Here is a 22,328-nt window from a genome sequence, read left to right as displayed (position 1 = left end):
TTACCTTGATAGAACTTGTAGTGCCATTGTAAGAAGAGTGGAGCCACTGCCCTATTGTGGTTTACCACATACCCGTAGCTAAATTGATCTAACGCAACGAATAACTCAAATATGTTAAAAAAATCGTCTAGGCCGTTGTATCACATACTGTTAATCATGCTACTGACGTGGTCTTTGCCGGCAATTTCGGCCCAGTGGACTATTGGGGTATTAGCCTTACGCGGCCCAAGCTCTACCCAATCTCATTGGCAGCCTTTGATTGATACGCTCAATGAATCAATTCCTGGGGAGCGTTTTACATTACAACCTCTCAATTTAGATGAGATGAAAGAGGCGATTTCCAATCGTAAGATTGATTTTTTGCTGACGAACCCTGCCCAATTTATTCAGTTAGATAACCGCTATCATTTACGTTGGTTGCTCTCCCTTCGCTCAGACGTGGAGCCCAACAGCACAACGCGTAATGTTATTGGCAGCTTAATATTAGTTCGTAAAGAGAGTGATATTTCAGACGTTAAAAACCTAATAGGCAAGAAAGTCGGAGCAATTTCACCTGATGCTTTTGGTGGCTATTTGTTAGGTTACAAAGTGTTAAGGGATATGGGATACGACGCTGCCAAAGACTTTAAAATGCAATTTTTAGGCTTCCCTGCAGATGCATTATTATACGCACTGCGTGATGATTCATTATCCGCAGCTATAGTTCCTGTCTGTTTATTAGAAAACATGCATAGCGAAGGGTTGATTGATAAAACACAATTTCGCCCATTAATTCAACACCCAAGCTCTCTCTCTTGTTTAACTAGCACAGAACTGTATCCAAATTGGTCTTTTGCCGCCTTAAGTGAAGTTCCAGACAATTTGGTCGACAAAGTGACCAAAACATTATTATCAACAGATAAAGCTGCTATGCGTTGGGGAGCTCCAGCGTCGGTGACTCAAGTCGAAACCTTGCTCAGAGACGTCAACCAACACCCACAACAGCGCCAGATCTGGCAGGATATCGTCAGTTGGACGATTCAAAACCAAATCACTATCAGCCTTGTCGCATTATTTTTCGTTTTACTGGGTATTAACCATGTTTGGATTGCCTTTTTGGTCAGGCGCCGCAGCCGCCAATTAGAAGAAGCACATGACCGCTTACGAGAGCAAGAAGCTAATTTACAAAAGGCGCAGCGGTTAAATATTTTGGGGGAAATGGCTTCTGGATTTGCCCATGAATTAAACCAACCGCTGTCTGCAATCCGCCATTATGCCCAAGGGTGCATTCTACGCCTGACTAAAGAGTCTGAAAGCCATCCATTAATTAGCGCTTTAACTAAAATCGACGACCAAGCTCAACGTGGAGCCGACATCATTCGTAATTTACGTCTCTGGGCGGGTAAACCGGGCCATGACCCCGCAGTCGCATTAAACCCACAATCAGTTAAACAGGCTATTAACCATATTTGGCAATTATTGCGCGCAGACCAGCACTACCCCAATTCGAGGTTAATCTTACCTGAAACCCCTGACATCTCCCTGATGTTGCCAGACACATTACTTGAGCAATTGCTCTCCAATTTAATCAGTAACAGTTTACAAGCAGGCGCAACGCTACTGCGTTTTGAGTTTCATTTTTCACAGCAGCATTTTTTACTTGTTTTGCAGGATAATGCGGGAGGAATGCCTTCCGAGCAACTAGAGCAAGGTATCACGCCATTTGCCACGACTAAAAAAGAAGGCTTAGGGTTAGGTTTAGTGATTTGCCAGCGTTTGATCCAAAGCCAAGGTGGGGATATTCGTATCGAAAATAACCTGAGTGATGATGGGTTGCATGGCTTAATGGTTACACTTATTTTCAATTATCACAGTAAAATCGTGGATTAAGCATATTTTGCCACGTAATTGATAACATTCGCATTAACTATATGTGACAATGGCTTCATTACGATAATCAATGCTCGTCATATAAAGCACCTTATTTTGTCACCCTCTACACGACGAGGTATATGTATGCCAGTGATCCATCTCGTGGATGATGACCCCGATGTAACGGATGCCTGCCAATTCTTACTCGAAACATTGGGCTATAGCGTTACTGTTTGGAATGACAGTGAAAAATTTATCCAAAATGCAGCACTACACCAAGAGGGTGTGGTGTTATTGGATATGCGCATGCCAAAGCTAGATGGCCGGCAAGTTCACCAACACCTTAGAGAGCAGCAAAGCACATTGGCCGTGATATTTTTGTCTGGCCATGGCGATATCCCGATGGCTGTGGAACAAGTGAAACTCGGTGCTGTCGATTTTCTACAAAAACCCATTGATAGCCAGCTGCTTGCCAAAACATTAAAACAAGCTCAATCACAAACCACCAAAGCCACTGAAGGGTATTTAATTCAGCAGCGCTACGACACACTCACTCCTCGCGAAAAAGATATCTGTGGTTATGTGTTGCAAGGCTTAATTAACCGTGAAATTGCTGAGGCAGCCTGTGTTTCTGTACGTACCGTTGAGGTTCATCGGTCCCGAGTCATGGAAAAAATGGCGGTTCGTAACTTAGCTGAGTTAATGAGCACCATGCAGGCAATTAACGCTTTAAACGAATAATTTGATATAGTTTAATCATACCTTTTTATTAATTTATGACTAATATATTCGGATAACAATGATACTAGCTCCAAAATTTCAAAAACGGTTCCTCCACCCTCGTTACTGGCTAACTTGGCTAGGCATTGGCGTATTATATCTTCTTGTATTGTTGCCTTATCCTCTCATTTATTGGATGGGAACGCGTTTAGGGTTATTTTCTAAACGCTTTTTGAAAAAGCGGGTGAAAGTCGCAGAGCGCAATTTGCAATTATGTTTTCCAGACATGAGCGAGCAAGAGCGGCAACGCTGTGTCGACAAAAACTTTGAATCTGTCGGCATGGGCTTATTTGAAACGGGCATGGCTTGGTTTTGGCCTGATTGGCGAGTTCGTCGCTGGGTCAACGTCATTGGGGAAGAAAATGCGGTTGCTGCTCGCCAAACAGGTAGAGGCATTATCGCCCTCGGCGTTCACTTTTTGACCTTGGAAATTGGAGCGCGTGCCTTTGGCATGTTAAATCCGGGGATCGGTGTATATCGCGCCAATGATAATGACCTGCTTGATTGGCTACAAACCCGTGGGCGGTTACGTTCCAACAAATATATGTTAGATCGCAAAGATATGAAAGGCATGGTGCGCGACTTAAAAAATGGGGAAATTTTGTGGTATGCCCCAGATCATGACTACGGCCCTCGCAATAGTACATTTGCACCGTTATTTGCTGTAGAAAATGCGGCCACGACCAATGGTTCACAAATTATTTTGCGTCTTGCCTCTCCTTTAGTGGTGCCCTTTACCCCAAGGCGCTTACCTGCAGGTAAAGGCTATGAGCTCATCATTCAACCTGCCATTGATGATTTCCCAATTGAAGATAATCTGGCTACCGCAACCATGATGAACCAAATTATCGAAAAAGAGATCCTCAGAGCGCCAGAACAATATATGTGGCTACATCGCCGTTTTAAAACACGCCCTGAAGGGGAGCCTTCGTTATATGGGGATTTAGATAAAATACATCATTAATCATTAGCGTAATCAGATAAATTATGGCGTGGTTTTTCAACTGTTTTTTTATGATGATTTTCTTGCTGTTTTTCATACTGTTTTCTCTAAATATGGCGTGATTTTTCAACTGCTTTTTATGATGTTTTTCTTGCTGTTTTTTATACTGTTTTCTCTAAATATGGCGTGATTTTTCAACTGTTTTTTATGATGCTTTTCTTGCTGTTTTTTATACTGTTCTCTCTATATGGCGTGATTTTTCAACTGTTTTTTTATGATGCTTTTCTTGCTGTTTTTCATACTGTTTTCCCTAAATAGTCGGGTCTACAGCTAGGCGGCAAAATGAAGATATCCCGAGGAGCATACATAAGTATGTGACTCGGGTAGCTGACTGAAGCCAACAACGCTGTAGAACTGAATATGACGGAAAAAGTAACTCGGGGAGCTGAATGAAGCCAATACCGCTGTAGGGCTGAATATGACGGAAAAATAAATATGACGGGAAAAACAGAGTATTGGAAACGTAACCTATACGTCGTGTGGTTTGGCTGTTTTTTAACAGGCGCCGCCTTTAGCCTGATCATGCCTTTTCTCCCGTTATATATTGAAGAACTTGGCGTCAAAGACCATGCTTCGCTGAATTTATGGACTGGCGCTGTTTTTAGTATCACTTTCTTATTTTCTGCTATTGCCGCCCCTTTTTGGGGTCGGTTATCCGATCGCAAGGGACGAAAGTTAATGCTATTGCGATCTGCGCTGGGCATGGCGATTGTTATGGTGTTAATTGGCTTTGCGCAGAATATTTGGCAATTATTAGCCTTAAGAGCCATATTAGGTTTATTGGGTGGCTTTGTCCCTAATGCTAACGCGCTGATTGCAACTCAAATTCCCGTGAAAAAAAGTGGTTGGGCTATGGGCGTCCTCGCTACGGGTGCCGTAAGTGGCGCACTTATTGGCCCACTCATTGGCGGTTTTCTTGCTGACCAGTATGGCTTACGCCCCGTCTTTTTCATTACCGCAACGGTGCTGTTTATCTGCTTTTTTGTCACGCTTTTTTATGTCAGAGAACGCTTTACACCGGTTTCGCGCAAAGATGCATTAACGAGCAAACAAGTTTTTGCCTCTTTACGTAATAAAAATTTAGTAATCAGCCTCTTTTTTACCACCATGATTATTCAAGCTGCAATGGGCTCAATCAACCCTGTCATCACGCTTTATGTACGTGATTTATCTGATTCCCTTGAAAACTTGGCCTTTGTCAGTGGTGTGATAGCTTCCATTCCTGGAGTTGCGGCTTTAATCAGTGCGCCCATGTTAGGTAAACTCAGTGACCGAATAGGCCCTGAAAAAGTTTTACTCGCCGTGCTGGGCGCATCTATTTTTGTCTTATTCCCAATGGGGCTAGTGAGTAGTTATTGGGAGTTAGGTTTTCTCCGATTTATGCTTGGGGCTCTGAATGCGGCACTACTACCCGCGGTACAAACGTTAATTATCTATAATATTTCCCACCAAGTAACCGGACGTATTTTCAGCTATAACCAAGCATTGCGTGATGTTGGCAACGTGACAGGGCCATTAATGGGGTCCTTTGTCGCAGCAACTTATGGTTTCAGAGCCGTATTCTTTTTCACCGCGGCATTGGTTCTCTTCAACCTAATTTATTCGTGGTTAGTCATCCGACGACAATCTGATGGCCTACGAGCCTCCCCTACTGACCAATAAACGTCTTGCTATTTTTTGTACAGAAACCAGATGATTTATAGGCTTTATTGTCTTACTTTCCTTAAAATCAAATTTTAATGAACATAACAAATTGATTTTAAATAACTTAATCGATTCAAAATTCTTTCTTTTATTGTCAACTAAAATCCTGTATCTTCCCCTAGCTTATCGTGAGAAATGAGAGTTATATCGACTTTTCACCTTAAAAGCACACCTTTTACAATAAATTCATTCTGTATATAGGTGATTCTATAATAATGTATGTTAAAAATATGTTTCACATATTCATGTTAACATATCAATAACAATTGACACTCGAGCGCACGGCTTGGTGTTTTATATCATGCACAACCTCTCAAGAGAGTATTTATGGGAGTTCACAGATGAACAATTCTGCGACTAAAACAAAAACTTTTTTTGGGCATCCATACCCATTGAGTTCGCTTTTCCTCACAGAAATGTGGGAACGCTTCTCTTTTTACGGAGTTAGACCGTTACTTATCTTATTTATGAGTGCGGCATTATTGCAAGGCGGGATGGAATTACCCATTGAACAAGCCTCCGCTATCGTTGGTATTTTTGCAGGTGGGGTTTATATCACCTCATTACCCGGCGGTTGGTTAGCCGATAACTGGTTAGGCCAACGTCGTGCTGTTTGGTATGGCTCATTAATCATTGCGTTTGGGCATTTGTCTATCGCAATGTCTGCATTTTTATCAAACACCTTCTTTTTCGTTGGGTTATTACTCATCGTATTGGGTACAGGGCTATTTAAAACCTGTATTACAGTAATGGTAGGAACCCTGTATAAGAAAGAAGATACACGCCGTGATGGCGGTTTCTCCCTGTTTTATATGGGAATTAACATGGGTTCATTTATTGCCCCGTTGATTATTGGTCCACTTCATGAAAAGTATGGTTGGCATTTAGGTTTTGGCCTTGGTGGCTTAGGCATGTTAATTGCGCTGCTAATCTTCCGTTTTTACGCTATTCCTCAAATGCGCCGTTATGATAAAGAAGTTGGCCTTGATTCCACATGGAACCGCCCAACGGTTGAGCGCAAAAATGTGGGGAAATGGGTGACCTTTGCCATGGTGTTATTAGCCATACTGGTTGTCTTGATTGATAATGGTACTATCCCATTTAATGCCTCAATAATCGCGAAAAGCTCTGCTTATGTTATCTCGACCTGTGTGGGCATCTATTTCTTATTTATGTTCTTCCTTGGCGGCTTAACCAGCAGTGAACGTTCTCGCTTACTAGCTTGCTTAATTTTACTAGTTGCAGCCGCATTTTTCTGGTCAGCCTTTGAGCAAAAACCGACTTCATTTAATATCTTTGCTCGTGACTATACTGACCGTCAAATGGGCAGTTTTGAAATCCCAACCATTTGGTTCCAATCAATCAATGCGCTGTTCATTATATTGTTAGCGCCAGTATTTAGCTGGTTCTGGCCTTCGCTGGCTAAACGTAATATGAACCCAAGCAGTATGACCAAGTTCGTGATTGGTATCTTATTTGCTGCTGGCGGCTTTGCTATCATGATGGTAGCGGCAAACCAAGTGCTTGCAACACAAAGTGGCGTTTCACCTTTCTGGTTAGTTGGCAGTATCTTATTACTGACATTAGGGGAACTGTGCTTAAGCCCTATCGGGTTAGCAACAATGACCTTACTTGCGCCACAAAAAATGCGCGGCCAAGTGATGGGGTTATGGTTCTGTGCGAGTGCATTGGGTAACCTTGCTGCGGGCATCATGGGCGGTAACATCCGTAAAGACCAATTAGATTCCATGCCTGAGCTCTTCTCTCACGTCTCTATTGCGCTGGTTATCTGTGCCATTGTATTGGCAGCGTTGATTATCCCTGTTAGAAAAATGCTTAAAAATGCAGACAAAAATGAAGCAAATGCTTAATAACGCTCATTAATTGTCCTCTATCCGGTAGCAGCTCACTCGCTACCGGACCTCCTCTGCGTCATTAACTCCCTAATAATTTGCTTATTATATTTCATAGAATAGGCGCTATACTGCTCTCTCACCGTCCCATAATGACTTTAGGAAATCATTCAATGAGCCTATCCGCCCCTATTTACTATGTTGATGCCTTCACTGATACCCTTTTTCACGGTAATCCTGCTGCGGTTGTGTTACTCGATAACTGGCTACCAGATGAACAGCTCATTGCTATTGCCGCAGAAGTGAACTTATCAGAAACCGCATTTTTAGTCGGTCGTCATATCCGATGGTTCACCCCTAAAGTTGAAGTAAAACTGTGTGGTCATGCAACACTTGCCGCTGCCTTTGTGTTAAATCATGTGCTCCAACAAGATATTCATCCTTTAATATTTAATTCTCTATCCGGTGAGCTAGTTGTGACGCAAAATGGCCCAGGATTTACTCTGGATTTCCCAATACTAGGATCCGTACAAAGCGACCCAAACCAGTACCCACACCTCGCCGACATCCTTGGAGTTAAAATCAAAGAGCTTTGGATAGCGAAAGACCGTTACCTGTGTTTTCTTGAAAGTGCACAGCACGTTCAAGACTGTCAGCCGGATATGTTAAAACTTTCGCAGCTTTCTCTTCCTGGATTAGCAATTACAGCAGAAAGTGCTAATGGCGACTGTGACTTTGTTTCTCGCTATTTTGCCCCAGCAAAAGGGGTAGATGAAGACCCTGTAACCGGTACCTCACATTGTGCTATCGCGCCAATATGGGCAGACCGGCTGAATAAATTGCAGTTAGTTGGCCAACAAATTTCATCACGCGGAGGAGTAGTTCAATGTGAGCTGACCTCTGAACGAGTAAAATTAACAGGTAAAGCCGTCTTATTCCTAACAGGTGAAATCCACATTTAAGATTAAAAATCAAACAAGTAGAAACAGAATCATTTCTATCCTGTCTATTCTTCTATCCAAATAGTGCCAGCGCCAGTATTTTTCTTGAACATTATTACTCTTGAAATAGTGGCGCCCATTTCATATCCGAAAAACATCTTTAACATTTAATTAAAAATTTTAATTTCAACCCAATTTGGTTTACAATTATAATTATTATTAAAGATATAATTACAATTATAAATATTTCTAATTGAAGCTTTGGTCAATTGTGAAAAACTCATTCGATATAAGGAACTTAATAAGATGGCTATTACTAGAAGAAAATTTTTGATTGGTGGTGGCGTTGTTGCCGTTGCTGCAGGGGCCGGAATTTTAACTCCAATGTTAACTCGTGAAGGTCGATTTGTGCCTGGTAAGCCACGACATGGCTTTGTTGCAGGAACTGAAGGCTCTCTACCACAGCAAGCTGACGTCGTTGTTATTGGCGCTGGAATTCTGGGGATCATGACTGCAATTGAGCTGGTCGGGCGTGGTTTAGATGTTGTTATTGTTGAAAAAGGTAACATCGCAGGCGAGCAATCATCCCGCTTCTACGGCCAAGTTATCACGTATAAAATGCCAGATGAAACGTTCTTACTACACCACTTAGGGAAACAGCGTTGGAGAGAGATGAACGCGAAAGTCGGTGCAGATACTAGCTATCGTACTCAAGGTCGCGTTGAAGTACCATTTGATGAAGAAGATCTTGTCAACGTTAGAGAGTGGATTGATACTCGCAGTAAAAACGTCGGTTCAGATATTCCGTTCAAAACACGTATTATCGAAGGTGCTGAGCTCAACCAACGTTTGAATGGTGCACAATCTAAATGGACTATCGCTGGTTTTGAAGAAGACTCTGGTAGCTTAGATGCTGAAATTGCGACCTTCGTCATGGCAGATTACGCCAAAAAATTAGGTATAAAAATTTATACTAACTGTGCAGCTAGAGGCTTAGAAACCCAAGCAGGCGTCATTTCTGATGTCGTCACCGAGAAAGGGGCTATTAAGACTTCGCGTGTTGTTGTCGCAGGTGGCGTATGGTCAAGGCTGTTTATGCAAAACTTAGGTGTTGATGTCCCAACACTGCCCGCTTATCAATCTCAGCAACTGATCACCGGATCACCAACTGCACCGGGGGGTAACGTTGCTTTACCTGGCAATATTTTCTTCCGTGAACAAGCTGACGGCACCTACGCAACATCTCCACGTGTGATTGTTGCCCCTGTTGTTAAAGACTCCTTCGTTTATGGTTATAAATACATTCCATTGCTGTCTATGCCTGATTTCCCTGTGCATATTTCATTAAATGAGCAGTTAATTAATTCATTTACCGAACCAACCAGCTGGAAGTTGGACGAAATTTCACCTTTCGAAAAACACAGAAATATGACGGCATTGCCTGATTTACCTGAGTTGAATGCATCATTTGAGAAATTAAAAACTGAATTCCCTGCATTTAAGGATTCTAAACTTATTGACCAATGGAGTGGTGCTATGGCCATCGCACCTGATGAGCATCCAATTATTTCTCAGGTTAATGAGTATCCGGGCCTTGTCATTAATACTGCTACAGGTTGGGGAATGACAGAAAGCCCAGTTTCTTCTGAGCTCACGGCTGACTTGTTACTGGGTAAAGAGCCATCATTGAATGTTAAACCATTTAGCCTATACAGATTCAGCTAAACTGGCTTGTAAAACTTGCTCACAAAAACCCTTCAATTTGAAGGGTTTTTTTATTGCCTATTGTGTCTTTATTACATAGTATTCGAAACTTAAATCAAATGGAGTGATTATGAATAAATTACTATTAACAATAGCGATTTCACTATTAAGTACCACTGCTTTCGCTGAGAAAAGTTATACCGTAGAGCAATTAGAGGACATGATTGCTAACAACAATAAACCACAAATTGCAGTGCCTGTTTTAGATGGTTCAATTGCAAAAAACGATTTTCCAACCTGTAAGTCAGGCTTAATCGAGTGGCTTGATGGTGTTGAAAAATACCCTATTACTGTTGAAAAAGATGTTGATGGCGAAGATTTTTCTGCCACGATTTGGGCTGAGTCTAAAGCATTTTTAGTTTCTTGCGTTAAAAGTGGCAACAATGCAAAAGCTGTTCGTATGAGCGCAGAGTATTTAGATAATTAATTTCATGCCTCACTTATAATTTAAAGGCTCATAATTTGAACTCAGAGCCTTTAATATTACCCTTCTGATTTTAGCTACAGCTGATATTCTCAAAAACTTCCCCTGCCGGAACGATTCACTTCACATTTATTGCTGAATTAATTTGAAATGAGTATTACACTTAGCCTTTAACATTATTGCTTTTAACAATTACGAGCATACTAAGTAACAATTGTAAGGTAGACCATGAGTTCCATCGCTGACGATGTTATCGCACAAAAAATAGAACAATCCATTTCTCGCGTCTCTAAAGTCGTATTTCCAACAACAACGAACCACCATAGCACCCTATTTGGCGGTACTGCTCTCGCTTGGATGGATGAAGTTTCTTTTATTACCGCAACGCGTTTTAGCCGTAAGCGCCTCGTTACCGTATCAACTGAGAAAATTAATTTCACCCACCCTATCCCTTCAGGCACTATTGTTGAATTGGTCGGTAAAGTCATTCGAGTCGGAAGAACCAGTTTAACGGTTAATGTATCGATTTTTTTAGAGGATATGTATTCTGATGGTCGTGAAGAAGTGATACATGGCCAATTTAATTTTGTCGCCATTGATGACAACGGTAAACCTACTCCATTATTTGAGTTATAAGCTTTTTTAAGCCATTAACGGGCAGGTTTTTATCATATTGTTAAGGTGTGGACTCTGTAAATTTCAATTCACACCTTTCTAATACATATGCACTACTCCTTATTTTATTTACTTTCCTCACCTTTAATGTGTTTTATATCGATAATTTATTCGTATTAAATGTCTTTTAAAAATAATCTTCTAAAATAAAACTTATCAATTAATATTTTATTCTCTTATCTTTAACCTCCGCATATGATTTCAAATCATTTTTTTATTAATATCTTGTAACAACAGATACATAACATTACTAAAAGACATTAAACTTCATACTCAAATATATTGTCTTTTTTATTATATATTGATATTTTTCAATTAAAATCGTAGAGTATGGGAAGTTACTAATTACCCTAAAAATGCGTAAAAACACACAACGTATCGCTTGTTTTATATTACGTATTTTGATGTAGTTTTTTTTATATAATATGCTTTACTTTGTTGACAATAAATCTCATTGAGACATTGTATTAAAAACAGAAAAAAACAACGCTAATATAAGATATCAAATCATGCTTAGAATTCTCTCATTTATTATTTTATGTGCCTTTTCAATTAACCTGAGTGTCGCCGCAGTTCCCAAAGAAGCCATTAAACGCATTGAGCAAGAGGCACAAAAAGGGGATATAAAAGCACAAGTCATGTTAGGAATTGGCTATTACCTTGGGAATGAGCTTAAACAGGACTATGGTAAAGCAAAGAAATGGCTAACAATGGCATCGAATAAAGGCAACTCCGATGCTCAGTTGTTTTTAGGTGATATGTATTTAAATGGTAATGGTGTTGAAGCCAACCTTGAAACGGCTATGGATCTATTCGAAAAGTCAGCGAATAAAGGCAACGTTGAAGCCCAAAACTACATGGGGCAGTTTTACTATCAAGGTATTGGTGTAAAACAAAATTATATTACGGCTTTTGAATGGTTCAAAAAATCTGCTGATAAAAAATTTCCACCCGCACAATACCAAGTCGGTAGAATGCTAGAAAGTGGTGAAGGAATTGAAATCAATGAAAAATCTGCAGCTGAATATCTAGCTCAAGCCTGCAAAGCTGGCTTAAAAGAAGCTTGCGTAAAAAAATAAATCTACCCCAATATTTCCTGCATTTTACCTGATGTTATTCATTATAATGGCATCAGGTCCCCCTCTTTTTTTGATGAAAAATCTTATTACGGCTACTTGCTCACACCCTTTGCCCAATAAATCCATTACTATTAATAATCGAATTCACAATGTATGATATTGTTCTAAACTTATAATATAAAAGAAAAAGGGAGATATTATGTACAAGACAATTTTAGTTCCTATCGATGTAACCGAAGATGCCCTCACTAATTTATTAGTGCCTCATGTTAATTCGCTACAAAAATTGAACGATGCAACAGTACACTTTCTTGCCGTAACCGCACCAATTTCAAATTATTTACGCTACGGTGGCACAATCTTGCCAGGAGACTTTCCTGATGACGAAAAGCAAGCTGAAATTATTCTGACCGAGCTAAAAGAAAAAATTAAATTATTTGATATCCCTGCAGATAAGATACAGGCAAAAGCAACCGTCGGTTCTGTTAAAGACGAAATTCTCGCGACAGCAGAAGATATTAACGCTGATATTATTTTACTCGGTTCACGCCGCCCAAGTATGTCAACCTATTTGCTCGGTTCGAATGCAGCCTCAGTAGTTCGCTATGCGAAAACTAGCGTATTAGTTGTTAGATAATAAGGGCTAAAGTTACATTTACAGCTAAACCAACGCATTTTACAAATAAAAGGCTTAGTCTTAATGATTGTTACAAAAAACAGCAAAGACATACACTTTATAAGGCTATTTTCTCGCTAATTTAGAGTAAATTAAAGGCTCATAAACATTTTCGTGATTTTCACGCCCTGCTTTTTAGCAGGGTTTTTTTATGCGATAAAACTGTTCAGTGGCTTAATCTAAAACGCTTAAAAAGAATACCGTCAAAATCAACAATAGCCTCTTCAGTAAAACCATAACGCAAAATCGCTGATATTTTCTTACGCGTTAGCGGTAAGTGAATTGTAACGGACTCAACCTTCAGTGATGTAAAAGCTTTATGAATTATATTATTAACAATGTATTTTCCCTTTCCCCAAAACTTGGGATGCAAAACTAAAGCTAAATCCGCGTCACCCGCTTCATTTTGTAACCCTCCCCAGCCTGCAAACTGACCATCAATCATAATGGCCCATACGCCATAGCCATGTTGATCCCAATGCTGCTCTTTTCCTGCAACCCACTCACGGCAGGCTTGCTCATCAAAAAGATGACTGCCTAACGGCATATGTTCAAGCACAGCAGGGTGAGTATTTAATGCGATAAGATCTGCAGTACCAATTTGGCTTAGTTGAAAAAACTGAATAGGCATAGTGAGCGTTTTATCCACATAACATATTAATAAACTGAATATATAATTTAACTATCTTCCCAAAAAGTGATGCCCCACTCAAGTTAGTCGAGCATCAACACCCCGTTATTACTGTTCTAAGGCTGTCGCCATGACTTTTTGGAAATCTTCCCAAGAACAATAGCCGCTTTTATCTATTGGGCACCCTTTTAACTCTAATGTGACATGCTTAGGAGGTGTTTGTAATGACAAATATGTATTATCCCTAAGCTGATCTGAGGTTTGATAAACATATTCTACTTTCATAAAATCTTTATTAGCTTGTTTGTCCGTCCAACGTTGAAACACTAATTTCCCCCCAATTGGGGTGTGCTCATACTGCTCTGGTAATTGATATGGTTTAAAATCCATAGCTGACATCAACGAAGCAATATTCGAATCATGCCCGACTAAGAATATAAATTTTGCAGTTTCTCCTTTATCGACAGAAACAAAGCCTTTATCAATATAATTCAGTATTGGATGAGCCACATTCTTAGCAATAATTTTTGGCGTAAACAACGTTTCTTGGTAAGCATTTTTTAACGTATTCAGTTTTTTCCATTTTTCAGGGGTATCCACAAGCCCCCAAGCCACATCATTAGCCGGAAAACCTTCATAATATTGCAGATCAATAGCGTCTACAGCTGAATTCGCAATTTTTAATGGGCCACTGACGCCCGGTTCTTTTTCTGCTTCAATAATAAAACTATTTTTTTGGCTGTTTAAATTACACAGTTTATCTGTTTTACATTTTTGCGAGTCTTTAATATTCAGAACTGTATCCAATTCTTCATAACCCGCTGTAAGCGATAACCCGTTAAAATATTGCTCCATCTCCGCAAGTGCCTTTTGCTTAAATTCAGGGGAGCCATTCGTAATAATGGGGTTAAAAACAGGATCCATTTTGCCAATTTCAGGCTGATGATGAATACTCACCTTGCATCCAGGAAATGCACCTGCCGCAAAAAATTGGGCGGTTGCTATCGTTCTTTGTAGACTATTCGTATAAAGGTACACATCCTCATTGCTCGTTGGGCACAGTTCATCTGCAAGTAATTTATTTTGGTCGATCCATTCCCTAAAATAATGCCCCATATAGACTTCAAGTGCGCCGCCTTTCGTTGTGAGATAACCACTTTGCGCATCCCAAGCAGGCCATTTTTTATCAGTCACTTCAGTAAGAATACCGGTATTTACGATAGGTGTACGTAAATTATGGCGGCTAAGGACTAAAACTTGGTCCAAAATCATATCTGATTCGGTGCCTGTATTGGCTAATACAGGTGCAATTGGTGTTAATAGTGCCGTAGATAAACAGAGAGTTAATAATTTATATTTCATTAAGATACCCCTACGATTAAATTAACAAAGAAAAGTACTTTATCGCTATATTAAATAATTGGCGAAAAAATTACGCCGTAGCTAGTCTAATAATGAAGTAGTTAGCTTTTTTTTCTGCGATAAATATCTCAAAAACAACCTTAACGTAAATTTAAAATAAGCGATTGACATAAAAAAACCAAAAGCTAAGATTTCCAGTTAATACATGGAGATAATATAATGATAGTCCAAAGTGCCACACGTGCACACGATGATGATATTATTCGTGTTTGGGAGTCTTCAGTTAGAGCTACCCACCATTTTTTAACTGAAGAAAAAATTGCGGAGCTAAAAGTTGCTATCAAACAGCTTTACTTACCGCATTTAGCTGTTTTTGTGGTATTTGATGACACAGGTAATATGACCGGTTTTCTAGGCTGCGATAAACACCGCCTTGAAATGTTGTTTATTTCTCAAGAAAGTAGAGGCCAAGGTACTGGGAAAAAACTCCTTCAATATGCCATTGACACGTTAGGCATTACTGAACTGGACGTTAATGAGCAAAATCCTCAAGCCATCGGCTTCTATCAGCACATGGGTTTTACACAATATGCACGTTCTGAACTAGATGGCGAAGGTAATCCGTTCCCTATTCTCCATATGCACCTTAATAAAGAATAATCATGAAAATCATTGAATTAGAAACTGAACGTTTACGGCTACGTGGGTGGCAAGAAGAAGATAAGCACCCACTTTACCAAATGAATAGCCATCCCGATGTCATGCACTACTTTCCTTCTGTGCTAAATGAACAGCAAAATGCACAATTTATGGAAACCATCATAGATAAATTCGCTCAACAAGGGGGGTGGGGATTATGGGCTGTAGAATTAAAATCCAATAAACAATTCATTGGGTTTATCGGTTTAAATATTCCCGCCGCTAATTTACCTTTTTCCCCTTGTGTTGAATTAAGTTGGCGCTTGCATCCCAACTATTGGCACCAAGGCTATGCGACTGAAGGGGCTCACGCCGCGATCAAATTTGCATTTGAACAACTAAAACTAGAAGAGCTTGTTGCGTTCACCGCGGTGGTCAATTCTCCATCAGAATCTGTTATGAAAAGACTTGGAATGATAAAACATCCAAATAACTTTTATCACCCTGCACTCCCTGATGGCCATTGGTTGCAAGAACATGTGCTATATCGATTAGCGGCTGACAACCGTTAGTTTGCCATAAAGAAATTGCTCACAATTCATGCTTATTTACATCCAATAAAAAACCGCTGCCATGCTTAATCACACAACAGCGGTTTCGTTAACCTAAAAATAAATTATTTTTTACTTTCAGCTTCGGCTTTAGCTTCTTTCGCTTCAACATCGCGGTACCAACGAGGGTGATGTTTTCTCGCCCAACGGCGGCTAACTTTCCCTTCGATCATTCCGTTGATTGAACCTTTAACCCAAAATGCCATGTACATATGAATTAAAATGGCATGGATCAAGACAATCGCAGCAACAGCGTGGATCAACAGCCCCCAACGCACCATCCACATTGGGAATAAATGTGCGAAATAAGGGCGCCAAATAATAATACCGGTGACCAAGAGCACAAAAATCAGGCTCATGATACTCCAGAACATCATTTTTTGACCGGCATTATATTTACCGACATCAGCCACTTCATGTTCGTTACCTTTGAGTACTTCAACAATATTTTTAATCCAAGGTAAGTCTTTCTTATCTGGAATATTGTGTTTTACAAAGCGAACAAACATAAACATCGGCGTTTTTCAAGGTAGTTGTCGCCTGAGCTGTTAAGCAGCTTCTTTTTTGTTCTCTGGGTTTAATTTCACATCACCGATTTCCTCCCAGTTTCTAATACCCTTTGACCAGCGGTTAGGGTTCTTTTTTTGCGCTTTGGTATATAGCTCATGGCGTCTTGCCAATATCGCTTTATCTTCACCATTATGGCGTTGCGCTGGTGTCACGAATTTGATGCGACTATGCCTGTGCTCAGTGTTGTACCATTGAGCGAAGCCTTTCATCCAAGCTCTTGCATCTTCAAGGCTTTTAAAGCCTTCGCTTGGCCAGCGGTGACTGTATTTGACCGTGCGGAACAATGATTCTGAGTACGGATTATCATTGCTGACACCGGGGCGGCTACGAGAGCCAATGACACCCATATCAAGCATTTTGGCTTGCATCGTCAAACATTTCATCGGGCTACCGTTATCTGAATGCAATACCACGTCTTTTTTAACGCATTTCTCAGACCAGAGCGTGCGCTCAAGCAATTGGGCAGCATGTTCACCTGATTCACTGTCATGAACTTCCCACCCGACAACCTTACGGCTGAAGATGTCGATTATCATGTAGAGGTAGAAGAACCGACCAATGACCGTTGACGGGCAGTAACTAATATCCCAAGTCCACACTTGGTTTGGCGCTGTCGCTGTGTACCCCTTAGGTTTAGCTCGGCTACCTTTAGGTTTTGCTTTACCTCGATGGGCTAGCTGGTCATTGGCTTTCAACACACGATAAAAGCTCGATTCAGACGCGAGATATTGCCCGTTATCTGCCAGCATTGGCACTATCTGACTTGGCCCTAAATTGGCGTATTCTTCTTGGTTACAGGTAGCTAATATCGCTTGCTGCTCTTCCTCAGTGAGCTTGTTACTCGGTTCTGGCCTATCAGCTGTAGGTCTTTTGTCACCACTGATTTCACCGCTTTCCTGCCAGCGTTGTAATGTGCGTACAGACATACCAACTTCTTCACAGGCTTTCTCTTTTCTAGCACCTGAGCCGACTGCTTCATCAATCAGAGATGCGTAATGCTGCCTATCTGTGAGTGAGGTTAATTGTCCTCGTCTTCCCCCCAGTAGGCATTTAACTTTTTTCTGAGCACCAACAACGCTGCCGTTTCAGCAAGCGCAGCATCTTTGCGCTTTAACTCTCTTTCTAACTCTTTAATCCGCTTACGATCATCCTTTCGCTCTTGGGTTAATTGCTTACGTTGCTGGGCTTTAGTTTGATTGCCTGCAATGCAGCTTCGCTTCCATTCTTTAACTTGCTCAGGGTAAAGCCCTTTTTCACGGCAATACTCACTTAACTCAATTTCGCTCAATGCTGCTGTTTCTAAAACAATTGAGAACTTTTGCTCTGGTGACCAACCATCTGAACTATTGCTATCAGCCAAACTAGAACCTGCTTTTAAATACTTATCTCGCCATGAATACAAAGTAGATAAGTTGATACTTTCTAGCTTTGCGAATTGGCGTAATGATAAGCCACTTTCAACCAGCTTTCTAATGATGGCTTTCTTATGATCTTCAGGATAATGCTTCACTAATATCTAACTTACCGCTCCCTGTTATATTTTTATGAAAAACTGAGGCGACAACTATCCTGACACAGGGGGACATCAGCACGACGAAAATGAGTACACCGAAGAATGGGTGTAAAATCCGTCCCATTTGTGGTGTACCAAAGGTTTCCGTCAACCATTTCAGTGTTGGGAAAAATAACGCGATCCCCGACAAAGCAACCAAGAAGAAACTGATGACAACCGTCCAGTGACACGCGCGGTCAATAAACTTAGTCCGCACAATCATTTTGCTTTTCTTACTCATGGTCATCTTTCTCCTCTTCATCACTCACTTCTTTGTTCGGACCAATTCCCACATAGTGGAAAATCAACCCTGCAAAGGTCGCGATAAATCCAACGACAGAAAGTGGTTTCAAGATGCCCTGCCACAGATTGATTGGCGTATCAATTTGTGGGTCTTTAGGCAGGCCATGATACAGTTCAGGTTTGTCAGCATGGTGAAGTACATAAACAACATGTGTACCACCAACGCCTTCAGGATCATAAATTCCCGCTTGCGCATAACCCCGATTTTGCAATTTCGTTACGCGCTCTGCACCGTATTCCAACATCTCTTTTTTCGTACCGAAACGAATAGCGCCTGTTGGACAAGTTTTCACACATGCTGGTTCTTGGCCAACACTCACCCTATCAACACACAAGGTACACTTGTATACTCGATTATCTTTCGGGTTTAATCGAGGAATGTTGAATGGGCAACCTGCGATACAATAGCCACAACCAATACAGTGCTCTGATTGGAAATCCACAATACCATTTGCGTACTGAATGATTGCTCCTGCTGATGGGCAAGACTTCAAACATCCAGGATCGGTACAGTGCATACAGCCATCTTTACGGATCAGCCATTCTAGCTTGCCCATTTCAGTGGTTTCGCTAAAACGCATCACCGTCCACGATTTTGCACTTAAATCCGTAGGGTTATCATAAACCCCAACGCAATGGCCAACTTCGTCACGGATATCATTCCACTCAGAACATGCCACCTGACAAGCTTTACAGCCGATACAGGATGACACATCGATGAGCTTACAGACTTCAAGCTTATCATCACGCGCTTGTGGCGGAGGCGTAATGCTATTGGTCGCGGAACGTTTAATAATGTCTTGAGATTGCATGGACATGTTCCCTCCCTTACGCCTTCTCAATGTTAACTAAGAATGCCTTATACTCAGGTGTCTGAGAGTTAGCATCGCCGACAGACGGCGTTAACGTATTGGTGATAAACCCTTTTTGAGTCGCGCCTTCAAAGCCCCAGTGAATCGGTAATCCAACAGTTTCAATTGGTTTCCCATCCACCATCAGCGTTTGTAATCGAGGAGTGACAACCGCAACTGCTTTGATAAACCCACGCTTACTACTGACTTTGACCTTATCGCCTAACGCAATTCCTTTGGCTTTCGCTAGTGTTTCGCTGATTTCAACAAATTGCTCTGGCTGAGCAATCGCGTTCAAGCGAGCATGCTTGGTCCATGTGTGGAAATGCTCTGTTAAGCGGTATGTGGTTCCTACATAAGGGAAATCTTTGTGGTCGCCAAGACGTTTCTTGTCTTCATCAAAAATTCGCGCCGCTGGGTTAGAAACCACATTAGGGTGCAACGGGTTAGTGCCAAGTGGTGTTTCAAATGGCTCATAATGCTCAGGGAATGGCCCTTCTGCCATCTTATCGATAGCAAATAAACGACCTAAACCTTCTGGTTGCATGATGAATGGCCCTGTTCCTACTTCAGGTGCAGAAGCATTAAAGTCAGGAATATCATTACCGACCCATTTTTTACCATTCCACTCGATAAGCACGCGGTCTTTATTCCACGGTTTACCTCGGGTATCACAAGACGCACGGTTATAAATCACACGGCGGTTCAGAGGCCATGCCCATGCCCAGCCCAATGTGTTACCGATACCAGATGGGTCGCTGTTATCACGATTTGCCATCTGGTTGCCTTTCTCAGTCCAGCTACCGGTGTAAATCCAGCAAGAAGAGGCTGTTGAACCATCGGCTCGCAATAAAGCAAATGAGCTGAGTAATTCACCTTTTTTCGCTTGTAAATTGCCGTCAGCATCATAAAGATCAACCAGTGCAACACCGTTGTTTTCTTTTGCCACTTCTTCTGATTCAGGATGGAATTGTTGTTTATAATTCCATTTCATTTGCATCAGAGGATCTTGGCCTTGGCCACCTTCTTTCTCATACAATTCACGGATCTTATACAGAATTCCGGTCAAGATTTGGCCATCATTACGCGCTTCGCCTGGGGCATCTGCGGCTTGCCAGTGCCATTGTAACCAACGGCCTGAGTTTGCTATCGAGCCATCTTCTTCCGCAAAACAGGTCGATGGTAAACGGAACACTTCGGTTTGAATCGAAGCCGTATCAACGTCATTCATCTCACCGTGATTTTGCCAGAAATTAGCCGTTTCAGTGACTAATGGGTCTACAACAATCAGGTATTTCAATTTACTGAGGCAACTAACCACTTTGTTCTTATCAGGGAATGAAGCCACTGGGTTAAACCCTTGACAGATATAGCCGGTCACTTGGTTTTTGCTCATCATGTCAAAATACTTCATGACATCATAAGCTTGGTCCCATTTAGGTAACCAGTCATAACCCCATTGGTTTTCTGCTTGAGCTGAATCACCATAGAAAGACTTCATCAAACTCACGAAGAATTTAGGATAGTTACTCCAGAAATTCACCTGATTTGGTAATGTCGCTTTTGGTGTATTCGCAGTCAGGTAGCTATCAATGTCTTGATGCTTTTCAGAAGGCAGCGTCAAGTAACCCGGTAAACTGGTTGATAGTAACCCTAAATCTGTCAAGCCTTGAATGTTCGAGTGCCCGCGCAATGCGTTCACACCGCCACCCGCAACCCCCATGTTACCTAACAGTAACTGGATCATCGCCATGGTGCGAATGTTTTGTGCGCCAACAGTATGTTGTGTCCAGCCTAATGCATACAGAAAAGTCCCAGCTTTATCTGCCGCACTTGTTGTGGCTAAAATTTCACAGACTTTCAAGAAATCGGCTTTTGGTGTTCCACAAATTTGCTCAACGATATCAGGCGTATAGCGTGATACGTGTTTGTGAAGTAAATTCCACACGCAACGTGGATCTTGTAATGTGTCATCGCGCAATGCGTGACCATTTTCATCAAACTTATAGTTCCAGCTGGTTTTATCGTAACTACGCTTATCAGCGTCATAACCACTAAATAAACCATCGTTAAAGTCAAAATCGTCTCTAACAATCAACGATGCATTGGTATAGTTCTGAACATACTCAGCATTGATTTTTTGGTTTTCAATCAGGTACAGCAAAACGCCCGATAAAAAGGTAATATCGGTTCCTGAACGGATAGGGACATAATGGTCAGCAACTGATGCAGTACGCGTAAAACGCGGGTCTATGACAATCAGTGTGGCATCATTGTTATTTTTCGCTTCAATTGCCCAGCGGAACCCAACAGGGTGTGCTTCCGCAGCATTACCGCCCATAACGACGACAACATCGGCATTTTTGATATCAACCCAGTGGTTGGTCATCGCACCGCGACCAAATGTTGGAGCAAGACTTGCTACCGTTGGTCCGTGTCAGACACGCGCTTGGTTATCAACCGCTAGCATTCCTAGCGATCTGGCGAATTTTTGCGTCAACATTCCCGTTTCATTACTAGCAGCTGATGCACAAAGCATCCCTGTTGATAACCAACGGTTTACAGTTGTTCCTTCCGCATTTTTTTCAATGAAATTCGCATCGCGATCATCTTTCATTAAGCGAGCAATGCGTGTGAAGGCATCATTCCAACTAATGCGTTCCCATTTATCAGAGCCTGGCGCTCTATATTCTGGATAACGTAAACGATTTTCGCTTTGGATATAGTCGAGTAGGCCAGCCCCTTTAGGACATAAAGCACCACGGTTTACCGGGTGGTCTGAATCACCCTCGACATGGAATATCGCGGATTTAGCATTCATGGCGCCATCGCCCATGCTATATATTAGTAATCCACAACCGACAGAACAGTAAGTACAAGTATTACGCGTCTCTTTAGAGCGAAGTAATTTATATTCACGTACATTAGCTATTGCCATTCCAGGCATAAAACCTAACGCAGCTACAGTTGTACCTGCCATCCCGCCAGCGCAGATTTTAAAAAACTTTCTGCGACTAACGTTCATTGCTACCTCTTTATATTTTTTGTATAAATCGATG

General features: G+C 41.3%; 18 protein-coding genes and 2 pseudogenes. 13 read left to right on the top strand and 7 right to left on the bottom strand.

Annotation, left to right across the window (positions count from 1 at the left end):
• Positions 1-111 precede the first annotated feature (111 nt).
• The 11 genes from ttrS to CYG50_RS05065 all read left to right on the top strand — a co-directional run bounded on the left by ttrS (position 112) and on the right by CYG50_RS05065 (position 12,711).
• Positions 112-1,869: a tetrathionate respiration histidine kinase TtrS gene (gene ttrS, locus CYG50_RS05115; RefSeq protein ID WP_102139551.1), complete on the top strand. Its 1,758-nt coding sequence runs from the start codon at positions 112-114 to the stop codon at positions 1,867-1,869.
• A gap of 126 nt (positions 1,870-1,995) precedes the next feature.
• Positions 1,996-2,592 carry a tetrathionate respiration response regulator TtrR gene (gene ttrR, locus CYG50_RS05110; RefSeq protein WP_102139550.1) on the top strand — a complete coding sequence of 199 codons (597 nt, stop codon included), beginning with the start codon at positions 1,996-1,998 and terminating at the stop codon, positions 2,590-2,592.
• A 58-nt stretch (positions 2,593-2,650) separates the two neighbouring features.
• On the top strand, positions 2,651-3,595 hold the full coding sequence (locus CYG50_RS05105; RefSeq protein ID WP_102139549.1) for a Kdo(2)-lipid IV(A) acyltransferase: 945 nt from the start codon (positions 2,651-2,653) through the stop codon (positions 3,593-3,595).
• Positions 3,596-4,069: 474 nt separating this feature from the next.
• The gene (mdtG, locus tag CYG50_RS05100) at positions 4,070-5,296 is read left to right on the top strand and encodes a multidrug efflux MFS transporter MdtG (protein ID WP_102139548.1); all 1,227 of its coding nucleotides are present in this window, start codon (positions 4,070-4,072) and stop codon (positions 5,294-5,296) included.
• A gap of 383 nt (positions 5,297-5,679) precedes the next feature.
• The gene (locus CYG50_RS05095; protein WP_102139547.1) at positions 5,680-7,209 is read left to right on the top strand and encodes a peptide MFS transporter; all 1,530 of its coding nucleotides are present in this window, start codon (positions 5,680-5,682) and stop codon (positions 7,207-7,209) included.
• 155 nt (positions 7,210-7,364) lie between these two features.
• Complete coding sequence (locus tag CYG50_RS05090) at positions 7,365-8,153, top strand: PhzF family protein (protein ID WP_102139546.1); 789 nt, start codon at positions 7,365-7,367, stop codon at positions 8,151-8,153.
• 285 nt (positions 8,154-8,438) lie between these two features.
• Entirely contained in the window at positions 8,439-9,857 is a 1,419-nt protein-coding gene (locus tag CYG50_RS05085; protein WP_102139545.1) for an NAD(P)/FAD-dependent oxidoreductase, read from the top strand.
• 109 nt (positions 9,858-9,966) lie between these two features.
• Positions 9,967-10,323 (top strand): hypothetical protein, encoded by a 357-nt coding sequence (locus tag CYG50_RS05080; protein WP_102139544.1) that lies wholly within the window; start codon positions 9,967-9,969, stop codon positions 10,321-10,323.
• A 225-nt stretch (positions 10,324-10,548) separates the two neighbouring features.
• A complete protein-coding gene (locus CYG50_RS05075) occupies positions 10,549-10,956 on the top strand; it encodes an acyl-CoA thioesterase (RefSeq protein WP_102139543.1) in 408 nt (135 codons plus the stop codon).
• Between the two features lie 548 nt (positions 10,957-11,504).
• On the top strand, positions 11,505-12,074 hold the full coding sequence (locus CYG50_RS05070; RefSeq protein WP_102139542.1) for a tetratricopeptide repeat protein: 570 nt from the start codon (positions 11,505-11,507) through the stop codon (positions 12,072-12,074).
• A gap of 199 nt (positions 12,075-12,273) precedes the next feature.
• Complete coding sequence (locus tag CYG50_RS05065) at positions 12,274-12,711, top strand: universal stress protein (RefSeq protein ID WP_102139541.1); 438 nt, start codon at positions 12,274-12,276, stop codon at positions 12,709-12,711.
• 205 nt (positions 12,712-12,916) lie between these two features.
• On the opposite strand, the gene CYG50_RS05060 is transcribed toward CYG50_RS05065, so the two are convergent.
• Together CYG50_RS05060 and agp are read right to left on the bottom strand one after the other, a co-directional pair.
• Positions 12,917-13,381 (bottom strand): GNAT family N-acetyltransferase, encoded by a 465-nt coding sequence (locus CYG50_RS05060; protein WP_102139540.1) that lies wholly within the window; start codon positions 13,379-13,381, stop codon positions 12,917-12,919.
• A 108-nt stretch (positions 13,382-13,489) separates the two neighbouring features.
• Positions 13,490-14,743, bottom strand: a complete 1,254-nt coding sequence (agp, locus tag CYG50_RS05055) for a bifunctional glucose-1-phosphatase/inositol phosphatase (protein ID WP_102139539.1) — start codon at positions 14,741-14,743, stop codon at positions 13,490-13,492.
• 219 nt (positions 14,744-14,962) lie between these two features.
• Between agp and CYG50_RS05050 the strand changes: the two genes are divergently transcribed.
• Both CYG50_RS05050 and CYG50_RS05045 read left to right on the top strand, forming a co-directional pair.
• A complete protein-coding gene (locus CYG50_RS05050; protein WP_102139538.1) occupies positions 14,963-15,403 on the top strand; it encodes a GNAT family N-acetyltransferase in 441 nt (146 codons plus the stop codon).
• A gap of 2 nt (positions 15,404-15,405) precedes the next feature.
• Complete coding sequence (locus tag CYG50_RS05045) at positions 15,406-15,954, top strand: GNAT family N-acetyltransferase (protein ID WP_102139537.1); 549 nt, start codon at positions 15,406-15,408, stop codon at positions 15,952-15,954.
• Positions 15,955-16,058: 104 nt separating this feature from the next.
• On the opposite strand, the pseudogene CYG50_RS05040 reads toward CYG50_RS05045, so the two are convergent.
• The 5 genes and pseudogenes from CYG50_RS05040 to fdnG form a co-directional block, all read right to left on the bottom strand.
• Positions 16,059-16,508: pseudogene (locus tag CYG50_RS05040) on the bottom strand (formate dehydrogenase subunit gamma); the annotation flags it as partial.
• Between the two features lie 33 nt (positions 16,509-16,541).
• A protein-coding gene (locus CYG50_RS05035) for an IS3 family transposase (RefSeq protein ID WP_374189495.1) occupies positions 16,542-18,073 on the bottom strand; the annotation gives its coding sequence in 2 pieces (ribosomal slippage) (positions 16,542-17,611 and positions 17,611-18,073; 1,533 coding nt in all).
• 52 nt (positions 18,074-18,125) lie between these two features.
• Positions 18,126-18,356, bottom strand: a pseudogene (locus CYG50_RS05030) (cytochrome b/b6 domain-containing protein); the annotation flags it as partial.
• Positions 18,349-19,236: a formate dehydrogenase subunit beta gene (gene fdxH, locus CYG50_RS05025; RefSeq protein WP_004909723.1), complete on the bottom strand. Its 888-nt coding sequence runs from the start codon at positions 19,234-19,236 to the stop codon at positions 18,349-18,351. The pseudogene CYG50_RS05030 and the gene fdxH, both read right to left, overlap by 8 nt.
• A 10-nt stretch (positions 19,237-19,246) precedes the next feature.
• The gene (gene fdnG / locus CYG50_RS05020) at positions 19,247-22,294 is read right to left on the bottom strand and encodes a formate dehydrogenase-N subunit alpha (protein ID WP_116068772.1); all 3,048 of its coding nucleotides are present in this window, start codon (positions 22,292-22,294) and stop codon (positions 19,247-19,249) included.
• Positions 22,295-22,328 lie beyond the last annotated feature (34 nt).

Origin of the sequence: Providencia huaxiensis (genome assembly GCF_002843235.3) — a bacterium.
Lineage (GTDB): Bacteria > Pseudomonadota > Gammaproteobacteria > Enterobacterales > Enterobacteriaceae > Providencia > Providencia huaxiensis.
Note: the sequence above shows the minus strand (reverse complement) of the source record. Positions and strands in the feature narration are given on the sequence as shown.